The 22,205-nt window shown below is 68.7% G+C and carries 23 protein-coding genes; 11 read left to right on the top strand and 12 right to left on the bottom strand.

The genetic code is table 11. The features are described from left to right. Positions 1–2: 2 nt before the first annotated feature. A complete protein-coding gene (hemE, locus tag AC1DK9_RS04220) occupies positions 3–1,166 on the bottom strand; it encodes a uroporphyrinogen decarboxylase (RefSeq protein WP_476915078.1) in 1,164 nt (387 codons plus the stop codon). Between the two features lie 159 nt (positions 1,167–1,325). Here hemE and AC1DK9_RS04215 point away from each other — a divergent pair, with 159 nt between their 5' ends. Beyond that, positions 1,326–2,675 (top strand): glutamyl-tRNA reductase, encoded by a 1,350-nt coding sequence (locus AC1DK9_RS04215; protein ID WP_476915077.1) that lies wholly within the window; start codon positions 1,326–1,328, stop codon positions 2,673–2,675. An 82-nt stretch (positions 2,676–2,757) separates the two neighbouring features. Here AC1DK9_RS04215 and AC1DK9_RS04210 read toward each other — a convergent pair whose 3' ends face one another. Together AC1DK9_RS04210 and moeB are read right to left on the bottom strand one after the other, a co-directional pair. Next, a complete protein-coding gene (locus AC1DK9_RS04210) occupies positions 2,758–3,753 on the bottom strand; it encodes an SDR family NAD(P)-dependent oxidoreductase (protein ID WP_476915076.1) in 996 nt (331 codons plus the stop codon). An 80-nt stretch (positions 3,754–3,833) separates the two neighbouring features. Further along, entirely contained in the window at positions 3,834–5,045 is a 1,212-nt protein-coding gene (moeB, locus tag AC1DK9_RS04205) for a molybdopterin-synthase adenylyltransferase MoeB (RefSeq protein ID WP_476863063.1), read from the bottom strand. Between the two features lie 84 nt (positions 5,046–5,129). Here moeB and AC1DK9_RS04200 point away from each other — a divergent pair, with 84 nt between their 5' ends. The 3 genes from AC1DK9_RS04200 to AC1DK9_RS04190 all read left to right on the top strand — a co-directional run bounded on the left by AC1DK9_RS04200 (position 5,130) and on the right by AC1DK9_RS04190 (position 6,499). Then, entirely contained in the window at positions 5,130–5,798 is a 669-nt protein-coding gene (locus AC1DK9_RS04200; RefSeq protein WP_476915075.1) for a TetR/AcrR family transcriptional regulator, read from the top strand. A gap of 117 nt (positions 5,799–5,915) precedes the next feature. Continuing rightward, positions 5,916–6,140 carry a DUF3107 domain-containing protein gene (locus AC1DK9_RS04195; protein WP_307035058.1) on the top strand — a complete coding sequence of 75 codons (225 nt, stop codon included), beginning with the start codon at positions 5,916–5,918 and terminating at the stop codon, positions 6,138–6,140. Between the two features lie 56 nt (positions 6,141–6,196). Continuing rightward, complete coding sequence (locus AC1DK9_RS04190; RefSeq protein ID WP_476863061.1) at positions 6,197–6,499, top strand: hypothetical protein; 303 nt, start codon at positions 6,197–6,199, stop codon at positions 6,497–6,499. A gap of 59 nt (positions 6,500–6,558) precedes the next feature. On the opposite strand, the gene AC1DK9_RS04185 is transcribed toward AC1DK9_RS04190, so the two are convergent. From AC1DK9_RS04185 to thiO, 5 genes are all read right to left on the bottom strand, one after another. Beyond that, positions 6,559–6,915, bottom strand: coding sequence for a VOC family protein (locus AC1DK9_RS04185; RefSeq protein ID WP_476915074.1), 357 nt, complete (start codon positions 6,913–6,915; stop codon positions 6,559–6,561). Between the two features lie 26 nt (positions 6,916–6,941). After that, positions 6,942–7,268: a YciI family protein gene (locus AC1DK9_RS04180; protein WP_476915239.1), complete on the bottom strand. Its 327-nt coding sequence runs from the start codon at positions 7,266–7,268 to the stop codon at positions 6,942–6,944. Between the two features lie 129 nt (positions 7,269–7,397). After that, the gene (locus AC1DK9_RS04175; RefSeq protein WP_476915073.1) at positions 7,398–8,216 is read right to left on the bottom strand and encodes a thiazole synthase; all 819 of its coding nucleotides are present in this window, start codon (positions 8,214–8,216) and stop codon (positions 7,398–7,400) included. Next, positions 8,213–8,449, bottom strand: coding sequence for a sulfur carrier protein ThiS (gene thiS / locus AC1DK9_RS04170; protein ID WP_476915072.1), 237 nt, complete (start codon positions 8,447–8,449; stop codon positions 8,213–8,215). Before thiS ends, AC1DK9_RS04175 begins: the two co-directional genes overlap by 4 nt. Beyond that, entirely contained in the window at positions 8,446–9,747 is a 1,302-nt protein-coding gene (gene thiO, locus AC1DK9_RS04165; RefSeq protein WP_476915071.1) for a glycine oxidase ThiO, read from the bottom strand. The genes thiS and thiO overlap by 4 nt, the downstream gene beginning before the upstream one ends. 139 nt (positions 9,748–9,886) lie before the next feature. Here thiO and thiE point away from each other — a divergent pair, with 139 nt between their 5' ends. Further along, positions 9,887–10,609, top strand: a complete 723-nt coding sequence (thiE, locus tag AC1DK9_RS04160) for a thiamine phosphate synthase (protein WP_476915070.1) — start codon at positions 9,887–9,889, stop codon at positions 10,607–10,609. Here thiE and AC1DK9_RS04155 read toward each other — a convergent pair. After that, positions 10,606–11,277, bottom strand: a complete 672-nt coding sequence (locus tag AC1DK9_RS04155) for a ferritin-like fold-containing protein (protein ID WP_476915069.1) — start codon at positions 11,275–11,277, stop codon at positions 10,606–10,608. The genes thiE and AC1DK9_RS04155 overlap by 4 nt on opposite strands. A gap of 40 nt (positions 11,278–11,317) precedes the next feature. Here AC1DK9_RS04155 and AC1DK9_RS04150 point away from each other — a divergent pair, with 40 nt between their 5' ends. The 3 genes from AC1DK9_RS04150 to AC1DK9_RS04140 all read left to right on the top strand — a co-directional run bounded on the left by AC1DK9_RS04150 (position 11,318) and on the right by AC1DK9_RS04140 (position 15,843). Then, positions 11,318–12,847: an RNB domain-containing ribonuclease gene (locus tag AC1DK9_RS04150; protein WP_476915068.1), complete on the top strand. Its 1,530-nt coding sequence runs from the start codon at positions 11,318–11,320 to the stop codon at positions 12,845–12,847. A gap of 339 nt (positions 12,848–13,186) precedes the next feature. Next, entirely contained in the window at positions 13,187–14,941 is a 1,755-nt protein-coding gene (locus AC1DK9_RS04145) for a DEAD/DEAH box helicase (RefSeq protein WP_476915067.1), read from the top strand. An 8-nt stretch (positions 14,942–14,949) separates the two neighbouring features. Continuing rightward, a complete protein-coding gene (locus AC1DK9_RS04140; protein WP_476915066.1) occupies positions 14,950–15,843 on the top strand; it encodes a DNA-methyltransferase in 894 nt (297 codons plus the stop codon). Between the two features lie 65 nt (positions 15,844–15,908). Here the strand turns inward: AC1DK9_RS04140 and AC1DK9_RS04135 are convergent, their stop codons facing one another. Together AC1DK9_RS04135 and AC1DK9_RS04130 are read right to left on the bottom strand one after the other, a co-directional pair. After that, positions 15,909–16,517, bottom strand: a complete 609-nt coding sequence (locus AC1DK9_RS04135) for a MarC family protein (RefSeq protein WP_476915238.1) — start codon at positions 16,515–16,517, stop codon at positions 15,909–15,911. Between the two features lie 8 nt (positions 16,518–16,525). Beyond that, positions 16,526–17,371, bottom strand: coding sequence for a PHP domain-containing protein (locus tag AC1DK9_RS04130; protein ID WP_476915065.1), 846 nt, complete (start codon positions 17,369–17,371; stop codon positions 16,526–16,528). Between the two features lie 71 nt (positions 17,372–17,442). Between AC1DK9_RS04130 and AC1DK9_RS04125 the strand changes: the two genes are divergently transcribed. Next, entirely contained in the window at positions 17,443–19,026 is a 1,584-nt protein-coding gene (locus AC1DK9_RS04125) for an aminopeptidase P family protein (RefSeq protein ID WP_476863050.1), read from the top strand. A gap of 104 nt (positions 19,027–19,130) precedes the next feature. Here AC1DK9_RS04125 and AC1DK9_RS04120 read toward each other — a convergent pair whose 3' ends face one another. Beyond that, positions 19,131–20,042, bottom strand: coding sequence for a YflT domain-containing protein (locus tag AC1DK9_RS04120; RefSeq protein ID WP_476915064.1), 912 nt, complete (start codon positions 20,040–20,042; stop codon positions 19,131–19,133). A 77-nt stretch (positions 20,043–20,119) separates the two neighbouring features. Between AC1DK9_RS04120 and AC1DK9_RS04115 the strand changes: the two genes are divergently transcribed. After that, positions 20,120–21,403, top strand: coding sequence for a magnesium transporter MgtE N-terminal domain-containing protein (locus AC1DK9_RS04115; RefSeq protein ID WP_476863048.1), 1,284 nt, complete (start codon positions 20,120–20,122; stop codon positions 21,401–21,403). Beyond that, positions 21,384–22,118, top strand: coding sequence for a DUF1003 domain-containing protein (locus AC1DK9_RS04110; RefSeq protein WP_476863047.1), 735 nt, complete (start codon positions 21,384–21,386; stop codon positions 22,116–22,118). The genes AC1DK9_RS04115 and AC1DK9_RS04110 overlap by 20 nt, the downstream gene beginning before the upstream one ends. Positions 22,119–22,205 lie beyond the last annotated feature (87 nt).

Here is a 22,205-nt window from a genome sequence, read left to right as displayed (position 1 = left end):
GTTTACTCCGGCGCGATCGAGTGGATCAGTTCGACGACGCGGGTCAGTACCGCTGCGTCCGTCTCCGGGGGGACGCCGTGGCCCAGGTTCAGGACGTGGCCCGGAGCCGAGGAGCCGGCCCTGATGACGTCGCGGACATGGGTCTCGAGGATGTCCCAGGGGGCGGACAGCAGCGCGGGGTCGATGTTGCCCTGCAGCGGCACGCTCCCGCCGAGCCGGCGGTTGGCCTCGTCCAGCGGCAGCCGGTAGTCGACCCCAACGACGTCGACGCCGACGTCGCGCATTGCCACCAGCAGCTCCGAGGTGCCGGTGCCGAAGTGGATCAGCGGCGCCCCGAGGTGCCGGACGTGGTCCAGGGCGCGGGCCGATGCCGGGGCCACGAAGCGGGTGTAGTCGGCCAGGCCCAGCGAGCCGGCCCAGGAATCGAAGAGCTGCCCGGCGGAGGCGCCGGCCTCCAGCTGTGCGCGCAGGAACAGCCCGGAGGCGTCCGCTGCCCAGTTGGCCAGCGCGGTCCAGGTCTCGGGATCCGCGTGCATCATGGTGCGCGGGCCGAGATGGTCGCGGGAGGGCTTGCCCTCCACCATGTACGCGGCCAGCGTGAAGGGCGCTCCCGCGAAGCCGATCAGGGGCGTGGTGCCGAGTTCGGCCACGGTGAGCCGGACGGCCTCGCGGATCGGCTCCAGGGCCTCCCAGGTGAGCCGGGGCAGGGCGGCGACGTCGGCGGCGGTGCGCACCGGCTTCTCCAGCACCGGACCGACGCCGGGAACGATGTCCACGCCGACGCCTGCCAGCTTGAGCGGAATGACGATGTCGGAGAAGAAGATCGCCGCATCGACGTCGTGCCTGCGCACGGGCTGGAGGGTGATCTCGGAGGCGAGCTCGGGGCGCAGGCAGGAATCGAGCATGGCCACACCCTCGCGCACCTTGAGGTACTCGGGCAGCGAGCGGCCGGCCTGGCGCATGAACCAGACGGGACGCCGGGAAGGCTTGCCGCCGCGGTAGGCGGTGATCAGCGGCGAGTCGGCGGTGCGGCCGTCCATCAGGGGGTGGCCGGCGTCGAGACTGTGGAGTGCCGTGCCGTCGGTTGCAGAGCCGTGGGAGGCAGGGCCGTTGAGTGCAGTGCCGTTAACAGCAGTGCCGTTCGTTGCCGCGGAGCTAGGAGTCATGCCTCTGATTGTGCCGAAAATCGGCCTCAAAAGATAACGACAACCTGTCAAGGACAGCCTGCCAGGAGCGCGCCGTGAGGTGAATCACAACCCGGGGTGGGCAGTCCCACGCCCGGTAGTTGTTCTACACGGATGCGAAAAAGCTATGATTGTCCTGCTGTGGTTCTTTTCTCATTGGTGGCTACACACGCCGACATCGACCTGGAGACCGTTGCTCAACTGAGCACCGGCGCTTCCGGGCTTGCCACATCCGCCCTCGCCGGATCGCCGGCCGTGGCGGGTGCCGTTGTCCTTGCCACCTGCAACCGCTTTGAAATTTACGGCGAAGCGCCGCACCCGGACGACGTCGAGGCGGCCCGCGCCGCGCTGGTCTCCCAGATCAGCGGCGCCAGCGGACTCAGCGAACAGCTCGTCTCCCGGTCCTTTAGTACGCGCACCGGCCCGGATGTCACCCGCCACTTGTTCGCGGTCAGCTCCGGACTTGATTCCGCCGTCGTCGGGGAACGCGAAATCGCCGGCCAGGTCCGCCGCGCACTGATTGCCGCGCAGCACGATGGAACCGCCAGTTCCGGCCTCGTCCGGCTCTTCCAGGCGGCGTCCAAGACCGCCAAGGACGTCGGGGCGCAGACGGCGCTCGGCTCGCGCGGACTCTCAATCGTCTCGGTCGCCCTTGACCTCGCCACCGACCTTTCCGAGAATCCCGACTGGTCGAGCAAGAAGGCCGTCGTCTTCGGCACCGGTGCCTACGCCGGAGCCACCATGTCGCTGCTGCGCGAACGCGGCTGCACCGACATCTCCGTCTTTTCTTCCTCCGGCCGCGCGGCCGCCTTCGTCGCTACCCGCGGCGGGATCGCCCTTGACAGCGACTCCCTGCCGGGCGCCGTCGCGGCTGCCGATGTGATGATCGGCTGCAGCGGCTCCGACAACCGCGTCGAGGCCGCCGAGCTAGCCCGGATCCGGTCCGCGTCGCCGCAGCCGCTGATCGCTATCGACCTGGCCCTCACGCATGATTTCGACCCCGCCGTGGCCGAGCTCGACGGCGTCGAGCTGCTCACGCTGGAGTCCGTCCGGCTGGCCGCCCCGCAGGAGCAGGCCGAATCGCTGAACCAGGCCAGCGGCATCGTCGACGGCGCCGCGACGGCCTTTGAGCAGGAGCGCGAGGCGCGCTCCGTCGATTCGGCCATCGTCGCGCTGCGCCGCCACACCATGGACGTGCTCGACGCCGAGATGGAAAAAGTCCGCGCCCGCCACGGCTGCACCGCTGCCGCGGAAGAGGTCGAATTCGCGCTCCGCCGGATGGTCAAGCAGCTGCTGCACGTGCCGACCGTCCGAGCCCGCGAACTCGCAGCAAACGGCCAGCAGGACGACTACGTGGCCGGTCTCGAGGCCGTCTACGGCATCACGGTTGAGCAGCCGGCGGCACGCCGCGCAGCGTCCGGGACCGAGTCGGAGTGCCCCGTGGACCACGCTTCGCGTCCTTCCGCCGACGGCACGCGGGAAACGGCCTAGTCCTCCTCAGCCAACGGCCCGGCATGTTGCCGCCCGGCTGGCTGGGCGGCCAGCCAGGCTGACCGGGCGGCCAGCCCGGCGGTTAGTCCTCTTGCGCGGCGAACGCGTTGACGCCCGTCAGTTCGGCGGACAATTGCCAGAGCCGCGCCGCGTCTGCCCGGTCGAGCGCGTGCGCGTCCACTCCCCTGACCCGCGCTTCCGGCGATCCGGGCTCGGTGGGCTCGGCAATGTCGCAGTCCTCGCAGTAGACGCCGCCCTTGCCCGCAAGCTGTGGGGACGTGGCCGCCCAGACCGAGGTCGCGGCGCCCTGGGCCGGCGTCTTGAACCGCTCGTTGAGGTTCCCTTCCGCGTCCATCCAGCCCGAAGCGATCATTTCCTCCCGGGGCAGGTGCCGCTGCAGTTCGGTCATGATGCCGCCCGGGTGCACGGCAAAGGCCCGGACGCCGGCGTCCTGGCCGAGCGCATCCAGCTGCACCGCGAACAGCGCATTCGCGGTCTTCGCCTGCCCGTAGGCCTTCCATTTGTCGTAGCCGGACGTGAAGTTGATGTCCTCGAACCGGATCGGCGAGAGCTTGTGGCCGGTGGAGGACAGGGCCACCACCCGCGCGCCGTCCCCCGCCGACAGCGCGGGCCAGAGCAGGTTCGTGAGCACGTAGTGGCCCAGATGATTGGTTGCGAACTGGGATTCCCAGCCCGGGCCCACCCGCTGTTCCGGGCAGGCCATGATCGCTGCGTTGTTGATCAGGATGTCCAGGCTGCCGCCTTCGCCGAGGAAGTCGGAGGCAAGGAACCCGGCCGCGAACTCCCGCACGCTGGCCAGCTCGGCCAGGTCCAGCCCCGCCACCCGGACCTCGTCGAGGCCGGCCTCGTCCAGGACCGCGCGGGCGTGCTCCGGCCGCCTGGCCGGCACCATCACCCGGGCGCCCGCTGAAGCCAGCGCCCGCACCGTTTCCAGTCCAAGACCCGAGTAACCGCCGGTGACGACGGCGGTCTTCCCGCCCAGGTCCACGCCCGCGATCACCTCCGCCGCCGTCGAGCGCGGACCGAAGCCCGAGCCGATCTTGTGCTGAGGGGTCAAGCTTGTCTCTTCACTCATGGCAGTGGCTCTCCGGTAGGGGGACGGGGACAACTTGCAGGGGCCCGGCGCTCGGCAGCGAGTCAGTACACGGGTTTTTCCGGCTCCACCTCGCGCACCCAGGCAAGGATGCCGCCTTCCAGGTGGCTGACCCGTTCGTAGCCGGCGGCCCGTGCGGCCGCGAGCACGGCCGCGGAACGGGTGCCGCCCTTGCAGTGGAACACAATGTCCGTGTCCTGCGGCAGCTCGGCCCACGCATCGCCGGCCAGGATCCTGCCCTGCGGGATCAGCGTGGCTCCGTCGATGCTGACAATGTCGAATTCCCCGCTTTCGCGCACGTCCACGAGCTGGAAGTCCTTCAGCCCGGCCTTGCGGGAGGCCAGCATGGTGGCCAGCTGGGTGGCGGTGACGGTGTGTTCGGTCCCGGCGTCCGCGGCAGGGGCGATGCCGCAGAAGGCCTCGTAGTCGGTCAGTTCGGTGACGCGCGGGGCTTCGGGATCCCTGGCGACCTTGATTTCCCGCCAACTACCGCCGAGCGCGTCGAACAAAGCCACCCTGCCCAGCAGAGAACGCCCGACGCCGGTGATCAGCTTCACCGCTTCGGTCACCATCAGGGAGCCGACGGCGGCGCACAGCATGCCGAACACGCCACCCTCCCCGCAGGAAGGCACCGAGCCCGCGGGCGGCGCTTCGGGGTAGAGGTCCCGGTAGGTCGGGCCGTGCTGCTCCCAGAAGACGCTGACCTGCCCGTCGAAGCGGAAGATCGAGCCCCACACGTAAGGCTTTCCGAGGATCGCCGCCGCGTCGTTGACCAGGTAACGGGTGGCGAAATTGTCCGCGCCGTCGATGATCAGGTCGTAGCCGGCGAAGAGCTCCAGCGCGTTGGAGGCATCCAGCCTGACGTTGTGCAGCCGGACATCCACCAGCGGGTTCAGCGCGGCGATCGCGTCGCGGGCGGACTCGGTCTTGGGCCGGCCGACGTCGGCCACACCGTGGATCACCTGGCGCTGGAGGTTGCTGAGATCGACGTCGTCGTCGTCGATGATGCCCAGCGTTCCCACCCCGGCGGCGGCGAGATAGAGCAGGGCGGGCGAGCCGAGGCCGCCGGCGCCGATCACCAGGACCTTCGCATTTTTCAGCCGGCGCTGCCCGAGCGTCCCGATCTCCGGAATGATCAGGTGGCGGGAGTACCGCTCCACCTCGTCCGGCGTCAGCGCGTCCCCGGGTTCGACCAGCGGTCCGGGCGCCGGCGGCGGGGTGGTGGGGGTTCCGTTCGAGGTCAACTGGGAAGCCATACTTCAATGTATGCCCGAAGATGCCGCCAGGTCATATTACCCCCGCGTAAAGTGGAGCTAACAGCGAGGGAAAGAAGGCGGACAGTGGTTCATCAGGCACCGGATGCGCGGGGACAGACCGGCAAGCCGACGGCCGGCCACGGCCGGAGCGGGAGCCCGCGTTCGGCACGGCTACCGCGCGATGAGCGGCGGGCGCAGCTGCTGGCGGCCGCGCAGGAGGTCTTCGTAGCCAACGGCTACCATGGCGCCGCCATGGACGAGATCGCGGAGACCGCGCGGGTGAGCAAGCCCGTGCTTTACCAGCACTTCCCGTCCAAGCGCGAGCTGTATCTCGCCCTGCTGGACAGCCATTTATCGGCCCTCACGGACCTGCTGCTCGGTGCGCTGAACTCCACCACCGACAACGATGAGCGCGTCCAGGCGGTCATGCGGGCCTACTTCCACTTCATCGCCAACGACGACCAGGCGCACCGGCTGGTCTTCGAATCGGACCTGGTCAACGACCACGATGTGAGCGCCCGGCTGGAAACGTTCAACAAGACCTTTGCGGACGCGATCGCGAAGGTCATCGCGGAGGACACCAAGCTGCCGCTGCTCGAAGCCCAACTCCTGGGCCGCGGCCTCTCCGGAATGGCTCAGGTCAGCGCGCGGTACTGGCTGGAAACCGACGGGAATCTGGACATCGATGTGGCCAGCGACCTGATCTACCGTTTAGCTTGGCGCGGAATCTCGCGCTTCCCCAAGGAGTCCTAGACTACAAATAGAGAGACCCTCGAAGAGGAGACTCTGTAGAGAAAATTCGTAGAGAGAACTCTTAGGGAAATCTTCTCGAGAAAACTTGAACACTTTGATTGGCTGGGAGGCCTTGCTGTGGAAGTAAAGATCGGCATTCAGAACATCGGCCGCGAAATTGCCCTCGAATCCAACCAGGACGCGGACGCGGTGGCGAAGCTCGTAGGCGAAGCGCTCTCCAAGGGCACCGAACTCCGCCTGACCGATGAGAAGGGCCGCCAGATCATCATCCCGGCGAACGTCCTGGGCTACGTGGAAATCGGCGCCGAAGAGGTCCGCCGCGTCGGCTTCGGCGCCCTCTAGGCCCCACCCCGCAACCGCAGCCCGAACCTCAACCCGCAGTTCACAAAGGAGTCCGAATGCTGTCCCTGATTGTGGTGGCCATGGTGGCCGTGGCCGCGGGCTTTGTGGTCTGGGCTAACGACAAGCGGCATGCCAAGTACGGCATCACCGTCCCGGCCGGAATCGCCCTCGGCGTCGGGATGCTGAGCTGGACCATCTTCATGGCGGCCGGCTTCGGCTACCAGCCCGGCCTGACCTGGATCCCGTGGGTGCTGCCCCTGCTGCTGGGCGCCGCGGCGGCCATCGGCGCGGTGCTATACCTTGGCCGGTCCCGCACCCGGCAGGACACCGCCCGGATGACCGCCATCCTGCGCCTCTAACGGGTTGAACAAAGCTGTGGCCACTCCCCGACGGGAGTGGCCACACTGCTTTAAGCGATTTACGTGGATTCCTGGATAACCCAGCGGTTGCCGTCCGGGTCGCTGAAATACGCGAAGGCGATTCCGCCGAGGTCCTGGACCTCGCTGATCTCCGCTCCCCGTCGAAGCAGTTCTGCGCGGGTGGACGCCATGTCCGCGACCACCAGCTGCAGGCCCTCCAGGCTTCCCGGGGCCATTCCGGTCATTCCGGTGCCGATGACGATGGAGGCGGCGGAGCCGGGCGGCGTCAGCTGGACCACACGCATGCCCGGAATATATTCCACGTCGTGGTCCAGGGCGAAGCCCAGCTTCTCGGTATAGAACAACTTGGCCGCGTCCACGTCCGCGACCGGCACCTGGACAACCTCAAGTCTCATCTCATATGCCATGCCCGGTCCCCCTGCTACGAGCCGAACGGCCACACTGGCCGGATCTCGATCTTGCCGAACCGTGCCATCGGGTGCTTGGACGCTACCTCGATCGCCTCGTCCAGATCGGCGCACGCGATGATGTCGTACCCCGCGACCCACTCCTTGGTCTCCGCGAACGGGCCATCGACGACCAGCAACTGCCCTTCCCGCACCCTGACGGTGGTGGCGTCCTCGACGGGACGCAGGCGGTTGCCGTGGCGGGCGATGCCCCGGGCTTCCACCTCTGCCGACCATTCCTCGATGTTGTCTTCCGCCGGCACATATGCCGGCGCTGTGGGATCGGTGCAGATGAAAAGCATGTAGTCCACGATGGCTCCTTCTAGTAGGTCGATACACCTATCCAACGACGAAGCGGCCGCCAATACGACAACTGCCGCGGAATTTCTTTGGGAACGGCCCTCCCGCCGGTGCCTCCGTCCCCGGTGGCGCTACAGGAACTCGGCCCTTCCTTCCATCGCGGAGGAGGCCAGGGCGTGTTCGCGGCGCGGGATCCGGCCGGCCAGCCGTGCCATCCGGCCGGCCGTCACGGCGTGCCGGAACGCCTCCCCCATCAACGCCGGATCCTGGGCGCGGGTCACGGCGGTGGCGAGCAGCACCGCGTCGCAGCCCAGTTCCATCGCGAGCGCGGCGTCGGAGGCAGTGCCTATGCCGGCGTCGAGCACCACCGGCACCGAGGCACGGGAGACGATGAGTTCGATGTTGTGCGGGTTCAGGATGCCGAGGCCAGTGCCGATCGGGGCGCCCAGCGGCATGACGGCGGTGGCGCCGAGGTTTTCCAGCCGGAGGGCAAGCACGGGGTCGTCATTCGTGTAGGCAAAGACTTTGAAGCCGCGTGCCACAAGCTGTTCGGTTGCCTCCACCAGTTCCAGCGCGTCCGGCAGCAGGGTGTGCTCGTCCGCGATCACCTCAAGCTTCACCCAGTCCGTCTCCAGTGCTTCGCGCGCCAGTTCGGCCGTGAGCACGGCGTCCCGGGCGGTGAAGCAGCCGGCGGTGTTGGGCAGCACCCGGATGTTGTTCTCTGCCAGTAGCTGGAACAGCGAACCGCTCTCGGCCGGTGAGTAGCGGCGCATCGCCACCGTGGTGAGTTCCGTTCCGGAGGCCAGCAGCGCGGCGCCGAGCCCGTCGAGGCTGGGGGCGCCGCCGGTGCCCATGATGAGGCGGGAGCCCAATTCCACGCCGTCGACCGTCAGCACATCCCGCCGCGCCGTCCGGGTGCCGTTCAGTGCGGTTTCTTCCGTGGTGTTCATCCTCCCTGTACTGCCGTGACGAGTTCGACGTCGTCGCCCTCGGCGAGCGCGGTCGCGTGCCACTGGCTGCGCGGCACCACCTCGGCGTTGCGGGCGACGGCGACGCCGAGTTTCCGGYCGTCGGTGGCCTGTCCGTCGGCGGCCAGCGCGCGGCCGGTGACCCCGCTGACCAAAGCGCCAACCGTGGCGCCGTCGTCTACGGCGTGCTGCGCCCCATTGAGCCTGATATTCATGCTGTCGTCCTGTCTTTCGCTGAAGCGTCCGCGGGTAAGGTGTCCCGCAGTTCGTGGGTGGGGGAAGGCTGGCGGTGTGGGAAGCGGTCCGGGCGGAACCCGGCCCAGCGCGGCTCGGACTGACCGTCCAGTAGGGCCCGGCAGACTGCCCCTGCCACCGGGGTGAGGAGCACGCCGTGCCGGAAGAAGCCGGTGGCGATGATGAGCCCTTCGACATCATCCCCGTGTCCGGGGCCCGCGACGCGCCCCAGCAGCGGGGCGTTGTCAGGGGTTCCGGGCCGTGCCCGCGCGGTGGCCTCGAGCAGTTCCAGTTCGGCGACGGCCGGGAGCAGCTGTTGGGCATCGCGCAGCAACTGGTACACGCCGCCGGCGGAAACCGCATCGGATTCGGAGGGCGCGTCCTCGCGCTGGGTTGCGCCGATCACCACCGTGCCGTCCTCCCGCGGGACGATGTACACCGGGACCCCGCGGACCAGCCCCCTCACGGTCGAGCGCAGTAGCGGCTGCAGCCGTGCCGGCACCCGGAGCCGGAGGATGTCCCCGTAGACCGGACGCAGCGGCAGGGCCAGTCCCGCCGGAAGGCCCTGCAGTTCAGCCGCCGCCAGGCCGTTGGCCACGATCGTCTCGCGGGCGGTGAGTTCTCCGCCTCCCTCAAGCCGGACCCCGGCGACCCGGTCGCCATCCCAGAGCAGCCCGGCCGCGCGGCGGCGTACGGACGTGAAGCGGCTGTCCGCGTCCAGCAGCGAAGCGATCCTGGCCAGCAGCCTGCGCGGGTCCACCTGATGGTCGGCCGGGATGTCGAAGGCGCAGGAGATGCCGGGGCTGAGCAGGGGTTCACGCCCGCGGGCCTCGCGCACGGTAAGCGGCTCCACGGCCAGGCCGGAGGCCTGTTGCACGGTCCGCAGGTCCGCGAGCGCCCGCCGGTCCGCGGCATCCGCCCCCACAGCCAGGGTCGGCGTCGTGAGGTATCCGGTGCCGCCACCGTCTGCGCTGCCCTCTGCCAGGCTCGCGGCGAACTCCGGCCACAGCCGTGACGCTTCCAGCATCAGGGCCAGGAGATCCTCCTCCTGGTAGTGGAGTTCGCTCACGGGCGCCAGCATGCCGGCGGCGGCCCAGCTGGCCCCGGTACCGGGGGCGTCGTCGACCAAGGCGACGGTACGGCCCGAACGGTGGACTTCCCAGGCAATGCCGTGGCCGATTACTCCCCCGCCGATGACGACGGCGTCGTAAGAGCCGGCGGCTGCCTGCGATGCGGCGCCGGTGGCGGATGTGACGAGTGGTGGGACGGATGGGTCCATCGGGGTTCCTTCCCTACGCCGGTACTAGCCGGATCAGGTCAAGCGGTCGGCTCTGACGCCCTCTCAGCCCGGCGGCCGTGGGACGGCTCGCGCGGGCTCCCGCGGTATGCGCCCAGTTTAGAGGAACTAGGCTTGGAGCATGAGCCAGGATGTCCACACCACCGCCCGCCTGTACCTGTGCACCGATGCCCGGAAGGAGCGCGGTGACTTCGAGGACTTCGTGGACGCGGCCTTCTCCGGCGGCGTCGACATCATCCAGTTGCGGGACAAGACCTTGGAGGCAGCCGAGGAGCTCGAACTGCTTGAGGTCCTGCACTCCGTGGCGCGGCGGCACGGCCGGCTCTGGGCGGTGAATGACCGGGCCGACCTGGCTTCGCTGGCCGGCGCGCCGGTCTTCCACATCGGGCAAAAGGACATCCCGTTCGCCGCTGCCCGGGATTTCCTGGGTAAAGGCACCGTTATCGGCATGTCAACGCACACACCCGAACAGGTCGACGCGGCGATCGCCGCTTCCCCGGGCCGGGGCGGCCTGGACTACTTCTGCGTGGGGCCGGTCTGGGCCACTCCCACCAAGCCGGGACGCGCCGCCGTCGGCCTGGACCTGGTGGGCTATGCCGCCGACGCGATCGGCCGGGCCGAGGCCGCCGACGTCGGGAGGGTCGCCGGAGTGGTGCCGTGGTTCGCGATCGGCGGCATCGACCTGGGCAACGTCGAACAGGTGGTTGACGCCGGGGCCCGTCGGATCGTGGTGGTCCGGGCGATCACCGAGGCCGCAGACCCGGCCGCGGCGGCACGGGCCCTGCTCGCCTCGCTCGACGCCGGGGCCGACGCCGACGTCCGCAGCGGCGCGGGGAATAACTAGGCGGCGAGTCCCAGCTCGGACATCCGGCGGGAATGGGCGGCAGCGAGTTCGGCGGTGAGCTCACGGGCGAGCTGGCCGGCCCGGGCCTCGTCCGTACCGGTCAGGCCGCCGAGGAAGGCATGCTCAACGCTGACCCGCTGGGCTTGGGTCAGGGCCTCGCCGAGCAGCCGCCGCGCCCACAGGGCCAGCCTGGACGCCAGCCGCGGATCATCGGCGAGCGCAGCCTTGAGCCGGTCCCGCAGCACCACCGTCGCGTCCCCGGCCGCCTGGACGCGTTCAATAAGTTCGGCGGTCCCGGCATCGACGTACCCGGAAATGGACCGGTAGAAGTCCGCCGACACAGTGTCGATCACGTAGGCCTTCATGAGCGACTCATGCCAGTCTGCGGGGCGGGTGCGCTCGTGGAAATGGTCCACCGAGGGCTGGAAGGGCAACATGGCCTCCTCCGCGTCGACTCCCAGCTCCGCCAGCTTCGCGCTGACCAGTTCAAAGTGCTGGAACTCGACGACGGCGAGCCGGCCCAGCGCCGCCCGGTCGTGCAGGGTGGGTGAATACCGGGCGTCGGAGGATAGCCGTTCGAAGGCCGACAGCTCGCCGTAGGCCATGACGCCCAGCAGGTCCCGGAGGAATTGGTTGTAGCGTGCAGGCTCGGCCGGGGAGGTGCTCATGCTCCAAGACTAGTAGCCGAAATCGGGCTAACCTGATTCCGTGTCTCATCATCGCCTGACTCCGAGCGTCCGCCAGCAGAAGAACCGGCTCGCCGAGGCCCTCAATGCGTTGCGCACCGTGTTGGAGCTGCCCGGGCCGTTCCCGGAGGACGTGCTGCGGGATGCCGAGGCGGCCGTCGCCAGCCATGAGATGCCGGAGCTGGACCTGACGCACGTGGAGTTCGTGACCATCGACCCGGCCTCCTCGACGGACCTGGACCAGGCACTCTTCATCGACCGCGCCGGCGAGGGGTACAAGGTCTTCTACGCGATCGCCGACGTTCCCTCGTTCGTCGAGCCCGGCGGCGCGCTGGACGCCGAGACCCGGCGCCGCGGCCAGACGTTCTACACCCCGGACGGCCGCATCCCGCTGCACCCCGAGGTCATCAGCGAGGCGGCCGGGAGCCTGCTGGCCGGCCAGCTCTGCGCGGCGTTCGTCTGGGAATTCGAGCTCGACGCCGCCGCCGAGGTGTCCACCGTGTTGGTCCGCCGGGCACAAGTCCGCAGCCGGGCCAAGCTCAGTTACCACGGCGTGCAGGCCGAGCTCGATGGCGGCAGCGCGGACCCGGTGCTGCAGCTGCTCAAGGAAGTCGGCGGCAAGCGGGTGGAACTGGAACGCCTGCGCGGCGGGGCCAGCCTGAACATGCCGGAGCAGGAAATCGAACAGCTTCCCGACGGCGGCTACCGGATCGTCGCAGCGCCACCGCTGCCGGTGGAGGACTGGAACGCCCAGATTTCGCTGATGACCGGGATGGCCGCGGCGGAGCTCATGCTGCAGGGCAAGGTCGGCATCCTGCGGACCATGCCCGCACCGGATGAGAGTTCGCTGCGGCATTTCCGGCGCCAGACCGGCGCGCTCGGCAAACCCTGGGACGGCCGGATCAGCTACGGGGAATACCTGCGCACCCTGGATCCCACCGACCCGCGCCAGCTTGCGATCGTGCACTCGGCCGGGATGCTGTTCCGCGGCGCCGGATACACCCACTTCGACGGCGCGGTCCCGGAGGACGCCCTCCAATCCGCCATCGGCGCGGCCTACGCCCATTCCACCGCGCCGCTGCGGCGCCTGATCGACCGCTTCGTCCTGGTCATCTGCGAGGCCCTGTCCAACGGCGCCGAGGTTCCAGGCTGGGCCCGCGAGGCGCTCCCCTCGCTCCCGGCCATCATGGCGGCCTCGGACCAGCTGGCCGCCAAGCTGGAGCGGCTCTCGCTGGACACCGTGGAGGCTGCCCTGCTGAGCAACCACATTGGGCAGGAGTTCGACGCCGTCGTCATCTCCGGTTCCAAGCCGGCGAAGAACGGCAACACCAAGAACGGGACCCCCAACGGGAACGGGAACGGGAACGGAAACGGCAACGGAAACGGGAAGGGCAACGGGAACGGCAACGGACCGTCCGGGATCGTGCAGATCGCCGAGCCCGCCGTGACCGCCCGGTGCCCCGGCGAGCTGGAATCCGGAACCCAGGTCCGGGTACGGGTGCTGTCCGCGGACATCGCCACCCGGGAGGTCCGGCTCGAACTCGTAGGCTGATGTTCGAGCCCCGGACGGCCCAGGTCCCTGCCGGGGACGTCCCGGGGCCGTGCCGCTGGCGCGCCGCACCGCGGCCCCCGGTCGAGGTTCCGAACGGCGAACGGCTAGACTGGAAGGGTAGTAATGGATGCCCGGTCGTTGATTTCCATGTTTTTCGAATTCGACAAGCCCGCCCCTACGCGATCTTGAGACACACCCGCTGGTCCCAGTGCCAGCATTTAGATAGCCCGCGATCGGCTTCCACTGGACTTGCTTGCGCCCCTGAGCGTGCTCCGGAACGGCCCTGCGCCGGCCCCGTTGAGCAAGCAGCGCAGCCCAAATGAATAAGGAAACTCCCCTGTGAGTGAATTGCACACGCACCAGCTTCTGACTGACGAATCCGGCACGGAATCGATTGAGCCGGAAGAGACCATCATCTCGGACGAGACCCCGCACGAAATCGCGGAAAAGTCCTTCGCCGACTACAACGTCCGCGCCGACATCGTCGAATCCCTCGCCGACGCCGGGATCACCCACCCCTTCCCCATCCAGGCCATGACGCTGCCCGTTGCCCTCGGCGGCCACGACATCATCGGCCAGGCCAAGACCGGCACCGGCAAGACCCTCGGCTTCGGCATCCCGGCCCTGCAGCGCGTCGTCGGACGCGAGGACGCGGGCTTCGACAAGCTCCCCGCACCCGGCGCCCCGCAGGCCCTCGTGATCGTCCCCACCCGCGAACTCGCCGTGCAGGTCGCCAGCGATTTGCAGAACGCGGCCAAGAAGCGCAACGCCCGCATCACCACGATCTACGGCGGACGCGCCTACGAGCCGCAGGTCGAGGCCCTCCAGCAGGGCGTCGAGATCGTCGTCGGCACCCCGGGGCGACTGATCGATCTCTACAAGCAGAAGCACCTGGTCCTCAAGAACGTCAAGATGGTCATCCTGGACGAAGCCGACGAAATGCTGGACCTCGGCTTCCTGCCGGACGTCGAGACGCTCATCGCCGGCACCCCGGCCGTGCGCCAGACCCTGCTGTTCTCGGCCACCATGCCCGGCCCGGTCATCGCGATGGCCCGCCGCTACATGAGCCAGCCCACCCACATCCGCGCCGCGGACCCGGAGGACGAGGGCCTGACCAAGCGCGACATCCGCCAGCTGATCTACCGCGCGCACAGCATGGACAAGATTGAAGTGGTGTCCCGCATCCTGCAGGCCCGCGGCCGCGGCCGGACCATCATCTTCACCAAGACCAAGCGCACCGCCGCGAAGGTCGCCGAGGAACTCGTGGACCGCGGTTTCGCCGCGGCCGCGATTCACGGCGACCTCGGCCAGGGCGCCCGCGAGCAGGCGCTGCGCGCCTTCCGCAACAACAAGGTGGACGTCCTTGTCGCCACCGACGTCGCGGCCCGCGGCATCGACGTCGACGACGTCACGCACGTGATCAACTACCAGTGCGTCGAGGACGAGAAGATCTACCTGCACCGCGTCGGCCGCACCGGCCGCGCCGGCAACAAGGGCACCGCGGTGACCTTCGTGGACTGGGACGACATGCCGCGCTGGGGCTTGATCAACAAGGCCCTCGGCCTGAGCGTGCCCGAGCCGGTCGAGACCTACTCCTCCTCGCCGCACCTGTACGAGGAACTGGACATCCCCGAAGGCACCAAGGGCCGCCTCCCGCGCGACAAGCGGGTGCTTGCCGGCGTCGACGCCGAAGTCCTCGAGGACCTCGGCGAAACGGGCAAGAAAAACGCTCGCGGCAGCGCCAAAGACAGCGGCCGTGACGGTGCCAGGGGCAGCGGACGCTCCGGTTCCCGCGAGGGCGGACGCTCCGCCGGACGCGAGGGCTCCCGCGAGGGCGGACGCTCCGGCTCCCGCGAAGGTGGCCGTGAGGGCTCCCGCGAAGGCGGCCGCTCCGGTGAGCGCCGCCGTCGTTCGCCCGAGAAGGAATCCGCCACCGGGCCCGCCGAGGCAAGCGCCCCGGCAACGGCAAAGGCCCCGACCGAGGTCGACCGGGCCACCCGCGCACGCCGCCGCACCCGCACCCGCCGCCGCAACGGCGAAGTGGTCGCCGGCGAGGCACAGGGCGGCGCCCCGGCACGCAGCACCGAGGCCTAATCCCCAACATGTCTGACACCGTTTGGGCGCCGGACGGCAGCAACCTGGTGGTTCACGCGGATAACGCGGAGTACCTCCCGACGCTGCCGGACGGCGCCTTCACACTCATTTACGTGGACCCGCCCTTCAACACGGGCCGGGTCCAGCGGCGCCAGGAAACCAAGATGGTGCTCAACACCGGAGGCGAGGGCGACCGCGTCGGCTTCAAGGGCCGCTCCTACGACACCATCAAGGGCGCGCTGCACAGCTACGACGATGCCTTCAGCGACTACTGGTCCTTTTTGGAGCCCAGGCTCGTCGAGGCCTGGCGGCTGCTCGCCGACGACGGCACCCTGTACCTGCACCTCGACTACCGCGAGGTGCACTACGCCAAGGTCATGCTGGATGCGATCTTCGGCCGCGAGTGCTTCCTCAACGAGATCATCTGGGCTTACGACTACGGCGCCAGGGCCAAGTTCCGCTGGCCGACCAAACACGACAACATCCTCGTGTACGTGAAGAACCCGGCAAAGTACCACTTCGACAGCGCCGAAGTGGACCGGGAGCCGTACATGGCACCCGGGCTGGTCACCCCGGCCAAACGCGAACTCGGCAAGCTGCCCACCGACGTCTGGTGGCACACGATTGTCTCCCCCACCGGCAGGGAAAAGACCGGCTACCCGACGCAGAAGCCCGAGGGCCTGATCCGGCGGGTAGTGGCGGCTTCCAGCCGGCCCGGGGACTGGTGCCTGGACTTCTTCGCCGGCTCCGGCACGCTCGGCGCCGTGGCGGCGAAACTCGACCGGAAGTTCGTTTGCGTGGACCAGAACCAGGCCGCCGTCGACGTCATGGCCAAACGGCTCGGCGCTCACGCCGATTTCACGGCCCTGCCCGGGACCCAGCCCCCGGCACTCCCCTACTAGCTCGCAGTTGTTGTCGTTTTGAGGGTCCAAAACGACAACAACTGCCAGTCAGTTGGGCGGCGCCGTCAGGTCCAGCTCTTGACGAAGGCGTGCACGGCGTCGGCGATCATCTGCACCGCGATCGCCGAGAGCAGCAGGCCGGCGATGCGGGTGACCAGTTCGACGCCGTTCTCCCCGAGCGCGCGCTGCACGACGCCGGCGAAGCGCATCGCCAGGTAGAGGGATGCGAGCGTCACCGCGATCCCGAGCCCGACGGCGAGGTACTGCGCCATGCTGTTGGAGCGCTGGACAAACACCATGACGGCCACGATCGCACCCGGACCCGCCATCAGCGGCGTCCCCAGCGGCACAAACGCGACGTTCTTGTACTTCGCGGCATTCTCCTCGCCGCCGGTGGACCCGGTGAGCAGCTGCAGCGCGATCAGCACGAGCAGCAGCCCGCCGGCGCCCTGCAGGGCCGCGAGCGAGATGTGCATGTAGTTCAGGATGGACTGCCCGAAAATCGCGAAGGTCACGATCACGCCGGTGGCCACCAGCAGCGCCTGGAAGGCCGACAGGTTACGGTCCCGGGCATCCATCTGGGCCGTCAGCGACATGAAGATCGGCACCGTCCCGGGCGGGTCCATGATCACGAACAGCGTGACGATCACGGAGGCCAGGAGCTGAAGGTCAATCCACTCCATCAGCGCACCACGGACGATCCGGTGCCCAGTTCCTCGATCCGTGCGAACACCTCAGGGGCGGTCAGGTTCTCGCCCAGCAGGTTTGGTTTGCCCGTTCCGTGGTAGTCGGAGGACCCGGTCACGAGCAGGCCGTGCCGCTCGGCCAGTCGGCGCAGGAAGGCCCGGCCCTCCTCCGGGTTGTCCCTGTGGTCGATCTCCAGCCCGGCCAGGCCGGCGTCGATCATCTCCCGGTAGGTGCCCTCGCCCACGATCCGTCCGCGCGAGGACGCCACGGGGTGCGCGAACACGGGCACCCCTCCGGCGTCGCGGACCAGTTCGACGGCGTAGGCCGGGTCCGGCGCGTAGTGCTGGACCCAGTACCGGGAACGCGAGGTCAGGATCGATTCGAAGGCCTCACTGCGGTCCTCGACCACGCCCGCGGCCACGAGGGCATCGGCGATGTGTGGCCGGCCCAGGGTGGCGCCGGGGGCAACGTGGTGGATGACGTCGTCCCAGGTCAGCGGGTAGTCCTCGGCGAGCAGGCTGACCATCCGCTCGGCCCGGGTGAAGCGGGCGTCCTTGGCTTTGGTGATTTCCTCCAGCAGCCCGGCGTGGGCCGGGTCGTGCAGGTAGCTGAGCAGGTGGACGCTGATGCCTTCGCTGGTCCGGCAGGAGATCTCCATGCCGGGCACCAGGGCCACGCCGTGTTTCCGGGCCGCGGTGGAGGCCTCGGCCCAGCCGTCGGTGGAGTCGTGGTCGGTCAGGGYGACGACGTCGAGCCCGGCTTCCGCAGCGGACGCGATCACCTCCGCGGGCGCTTGGGTGCCGTCGGAAACATTCGAGTGGGCATGCAGGTCAATCCTCACCTGCTAAGCCTAGTAGATCCGCCGGTGCTGCTTGTTGGCCTAAGCCGCGCAGCTGGTGAGACTATGGGACGGTGAACGATGCAGATAACACCCAAGTCTCCGCTTCCCAGCCCCTTGAAGAGCGCGTCAACAACCGCTCGCAGCGGCCCAGCTCCGATGCCTTCAAGGCATTCATGGCCAGCAACTGGGCCCCGGCCCGGGAGCAACTGCCCGAACTGGACGCCGTCGCCGGCCACGCCGCCGCCCGCCGCCGGGCCATCTCAGAGTTGTTCAAAGGTGAACGACTGGTCATCCCCGCCGGGCCCCTGAAGGTGCGCTCCAACGACTGCGACTACCGGTTCCGTCCGCACTCCGGCTTCGCGCACCTCACCGGCCTGGGCCTGGACCATGAGCCCGACGCCGTGCTCATCCTTGAGCCCGTCGACGAGGGCGAGGGCGACGACGGCGGCCACCACCGCGCGACCCTCTACTTCCGCCCGCTGGCCGGGCGGGACACCGAGCAGTTCTACGCAGACTCCCGCTCGGGCGAGTTCTGGATCGGCGCCCGGCCGACCCTCGCCGAATTCAAGGCCCAACTGGGACTCGAGACCGCGGACCTGGCCGAACTCGAACTCGCCATCACCAAGAACGTGGGCGCCCCGGAAATCGGCGGCATCTCGATCCGGCTGGTGCGCAAAGTGGACGAGAACATCGATGCGCTCGTGGACACCGCCCGCTACAACACCGCCAAGGATCCGGAGAACCTGGACCTGGGCGTCCTGGACGCGCTCGATGAGAAGCTCAGCGAGGCCCTCTCCGAGCTGCGCCTGATCAAGGACGAATGGGAAGTGGAACAGATGAAGACCGCCGTGGCCGCCACGGTGGAGGGCTTCACCGAGGTGGTCAAGGCCCTGCCGCGGGCCCTCACCCACCGCCGCGGCGAGCGCGTCGTCGAGGGCGCGTTCTTCGCCCGGGCCCGCGAAGAGGGCAACGAGCTGGGCTACGACACCATCGCCGCCTCCGGCAACAACGCCACCGTGCTGCACTGGACCCGCAACACCGGCAAGGTCACTGCCGGTGAGCTGCTGCTGCTGGACGCAGGCGTCGAGGCTGACTCCCTGTACACCGCGGACATCACCCGCACCCTGCCGGCCAACGGCACCTTCTCCGAAGTCCAGCGCAAGGTCTACGAGGCCGTGCTCGACGCCGCCGACGCCGGCTTCGCCGCCGCGCAGCCCGGCACCAAGTTCCGCGACATCCACACCGCCGCCACCACCGTGCTGGCCGAGCGCCTCGCCGAATGGGGCCTGCTGCCGGTGTCCGTCGAGGAGGCCATCAGCCCCGAGGGCCAGCAGCACCGCCGCTGGATGCCGCACGGTACCAGCCACCACCTTGGACTGGACGTGCACGACTGCGCCCAGGCCAAGCGCGAGCTGTACCTGGACGGAATCCTGGAGCCCGGCATGGTCTTCACGATCGAACCCGGGCTGTACTTCAAGGAGGAGGACCTCGGGATTCCGGCCGAGTACCGCGGCATCGGCGTCCGGATCGAGGACGACATCCTGATGACTGCCGACGGCCCGGTCAACCTGAGCGCCGCGCTGCCGCGCAAGGCCGACGACGTCGAGTCCTGGATGGCGGGCATCTACCAGGACGTTGAGGCCCAGCAGCCCTAGGCCGGGCAAGACAAGAGATCAGGCCAGACCAGGGGCCGGAACTGACAAAAGTAAGGACCGCCGGAAACCATTCCGGCGGTCCTTTCTTTTATGTCCTTCTACCCTTAGCCCTGGCCGCCGTCCCGGCGGGGGTCGGGCTGGCCGGGCTCTTCCTGGCGGGGTTCGGGTTGGCCGGGTTCTCCCTGCCTGTGTTCTCCCTGCTGGGGTTTATCCGTGACCCTGACGCCGTACTGTGGCCGCCCGTCGGGCAGGTCCGGGTAGCTGACAGCCGAGGGGCGGGCCGGTTCCGTTTCCTGTGCCGGGTCGCCGCCGCCTGCCGCCGGCTGGCCGACGCCGGGGGTCCGCTGGCCGTAGGGATCGCTCCACCCGGCGGGACGCTGCGGCATGGGGCCCTGCCCCTGCTGGCCGGGCTGCTGCTGCGGGCCGGGCTGATACTGGCCGGGTTGCTGCGGGCCGGGCTGGAACGGCTGGTGCTCGTGCTGCTGGTAGCCCGGGACGGATGCGTCACGCTGGGTCATCGGCAGCTGGTGCAGCAGGCGGCGCGCCTCATGGGCTGCCTCGAAGGCCACCACGACGTCGTAGTTCGTCGCGACCACCTGGCTCGTAGAGGTGAAGTCACGCTTGCCGCGCTGCATCGCGTAGGTGACGATGCCGAACAGCATAAAGAAGGCCGCGCCCATCAGCACCGAGGTGACGATCGAGAAGTACCCGCCGGACTCCGAGAAGAAGGAGAGCATGACGCCCACGAAGAGGCCGAACCACATCCCGCTCAACGCGCCGGAGAGCGCAACGCGGGGGTAGGTAAGCCGGCCGGTCACGCGCTCCACCATCTTCAGGTCGTTGCCGACGATCGAGACCAGCTGAACGGGAAACTRCTGGTCCGCCAGGTAGTCCACCGCCTTCTGGGCGTCCAGGTAGGAGTTGTAGGAACCGACCGTGTCCCCCTTGGGAACAGCGCGGGACTCATCCGCCCCGCCGGGGACGCCTGCCTTTGGACCACCGAAAATGTTTGACATACGCCCATTCTCACCCATCCGGCTGGGCGGCGCCTGCAAATTCAGCTAAAAGAGAGCGGACTCGGTAGCCTGTAGGTGTGAGCACAACTCTTTCGCGGGTATTCGTCGCGCGCCTCCTCGGACTGGACGTCTTCGACCCCTTGGGCGACCGTCTGGGCCGGCTGCGCGACGTTGTCGTGCTCGCCCGCGGCAACCGTGGCGCCCCGCACGTGGTGGGCATCGTCGTCGAGGTGCCCGGCAAAAAGCGCGTCTTCGTGCCGATGACCCGCATTACCTCGATCGACCAGACCCAGGTCATCTGCACCGGGCTGGTTAACCTGCGCCGGTTCGAACAGCGCGGCGCGGAAACCCTCGTGGTCGCGGAGATGTTCGACCGCCGCGTGACCCTGGCCGACGGCAGCGGCGACGCCACCATCGAGGACATCGCGATGGACCGGCACCGCTCCGGCGACTGGTTCGTCAGCAAGCTCTTCGTCCGCCGCGGCCACTCGCTCTCGCCGCTGAGCAGGCTGCGCCGCAACGAAACCATGATCATCGACTGGGCCGACGCCCAGCAGGGCGCCCGCACCGAGCCCCAGGCCGCCACCCAGTTCGTCGCCACCCACGAGGACCTCAAGCCCGCCGACTTCGCCGAGGCCCTCCAGGAGATGAGCGACAAGCGGCGCTTCGAGGTTGCCAGCGAGCTCCAGGACGAACGCCTCGCCGACGTCCTGCAGGAAATGCCCGAGGGCGACCAGGTGGAGATCCTCTCCGCCCTCGACGTCGAACGCGCCGCCGACGTCCTGGAAGAGATGGACCCGGACGACGCCGCCGACCTCCTCGCCGAGCTCCCCAGCGCCCAGGCCGAAGAACTGCTGCAGCTGATGGAACCCGAAGGCGCCGAGGACGTCCGCCGCCTGCTCGAATACGACGAGGACACCGCCGGCGGCCTGATGACGCCGGTTCCAGTCATCCTTCCCCCGGAAGCTACCGTCGCCGAGGCCCTCGCCCACGTCCGCCGCGAGGAGCTCTCCCCCGCGCTGGCCTCCTCCATCTTCATCGCCCGCCCGCCGCTGGAGACCCCGACGGGGCGCTTCCTCGGCGTCGTCCACATCCAGCAGCTGCTGCGCTACCCGCCGCCCGAGCCGCTCGGCAACCTGGTGGACAAGAACCTCGAACCGGTCTCGGACCAGGCGCACATCAGCGAAGTGGCCCGCACACTGGCCACCTACAACCTCAACTCGCTCCCCGTGGTCAACGACGACGGCCGGCTCGTCGGGGCGGTGACTGTTGATGACGTGCTTGATCATCTGTTGCCCGATGACTGGCGCGCCCACGAGGACGACGCCCCGATAAGGAAGCTTGGAGGCCGCATTGGCTGATCCCACCGCACCACGCACCTCCAACGTCCGGCCCGGCGGAAAGACCGCCGGCGCCCTCGACACGCCCCTCAGCGGCCGGCAGCGCATCCTGCCCAAGTTCCGGCCCGACCCGGATGCCTTCGGCCATGCCACCGAGGGCTTTGCCCGGTTCATGGGCACCCCACAGTTCCTGCTCTACATGACCGTGTTCTGTGTGTTCTGGCTGGGCTGGAACACCTGGGCACCGGAGCAATGGCAGTTCGATTCACGGGCGCTGGGTTTCACCTTGCTGACCCTGATGCTGTCCCTCCAGGCCTCCTACGCCGCCCCGCTGCTGCTGCTCGCGCAGAACCGGCAGGACGACCGGGACAAGGTCTCGCTCCAGCAGGACCGCCAGCGCGCCGAACGCAACCTCTCCGACACCGAGTACCTGACCCGGGAGCTGGCCTCGCTGCGCATCGCCCTGCGCGAAGTCGCCACCCGCGACTACGTCCGGGCCGAGCTGCGCAGCCTGCTCGAGGACATGCTCGAGGCGCAGGAGGAACTCCGCAGCCACGACGCCACCGACGGCATTCAGGACTCCCCGCGGGACAAGGTCAAGGAAAAGCTCAAGGAACGCCGCGACAAACAGCGCAACCCCCGCACCCAGCAAATACCCCGCATCCGGCCCGACGCCGGCACCGAGGGCAAGGACAGCCCGGAACCGTCCGCCCCACACACCTACCCCGAAAGCTGAGCCAAGCCCGCAATGAGCAGTCCGAAGGGAAGAGTACAAGGACCAACACCGGGAAAAACACAGGGACCAACACCGGAACCGGGCCCG

This window comes from Arthrobacter sp. 01T414 (genome assembly GCF_056398965.1).
The sequence above is the reverse complement of the archived record's forward strand: the minus strand, read 5'-3'. Positions and strand labels throughout refer to the sequence as shown.

Excerpts from the sequence above, each read along its gene's own strand:
- hemE (WP_476915078.1), bottom strand. The coding sequence starts at position 1,166 with ATGACTCCTAGCTCCGCGGCAACGAACGGCACTGCTGTTAACGGCACT.
- moeB (WP_476863063.1), bottom strand. The coding sequence starts at position 5,045 with ATGGCTTCCCAGTTGACCTCGAACGGAACCCCCACCACCCCGCCGCCG.
- AC1DK9_RS04190 (WP_476863061.1), top strand. The coding sequence starts at position 6,197 with ATGCTGTCCCTGATTGTGGTGGCCATGGTGGCCGTGGCCGCGGGCTTT.
- AC1DK9_RS04185 (WP_476915074.1), bottom strand. The coding sequence starts at position 6,915 with ATGAGACTTGAGGTTGTCCAGGTGCCGGTCGCGGACGTGGACGCGGCC.
- AC1DK9_RS04180 (WP_476915239.1), bottom strand. The coding sequence starts at position 7,268 with ATGCTTTTCATCTGCACCGATCCCACAGCGCCGGCATATGTGCCGGCG.
- AC1DK9_RS04175 (WP_476915073.1), bottom strand. The coding sequence starts at position 8,216 with ATGAACACCACGGAAGAAACCGCACTGAACGGCACCCGGACGGCGCGG.
- thiO (WP_476915071.1), bottom strand. The coding sequence starts at position 9,747 with ATGGACCCATCCGTCCCACCACTCGTCACATCCGCCACCGGCGCCGCA.
- thiE (WP_476915070.1), top strand. The coding sequence starts at position 9,887 with ATGAGCCAGGATGTCCACACCACCGCCCGCCTGTACCTGTGCACCGAT.
- AC1DK9_RS04155 (WP_476915069.1), bottom strand. The coding sequence starts at position 11,277 with ATGAGCACCTCCCCGGCCGAGCCTGCACGCTACAACCAATTCCTCCGG.
- AC1DK9_RS04140 (WP_476915066.1), top strand. The coding sequence starts at position 14,950 with ATGTCTGACACCGTTTGGGCGCCGGACGGCAGCAACCTGGTGGTTCAC.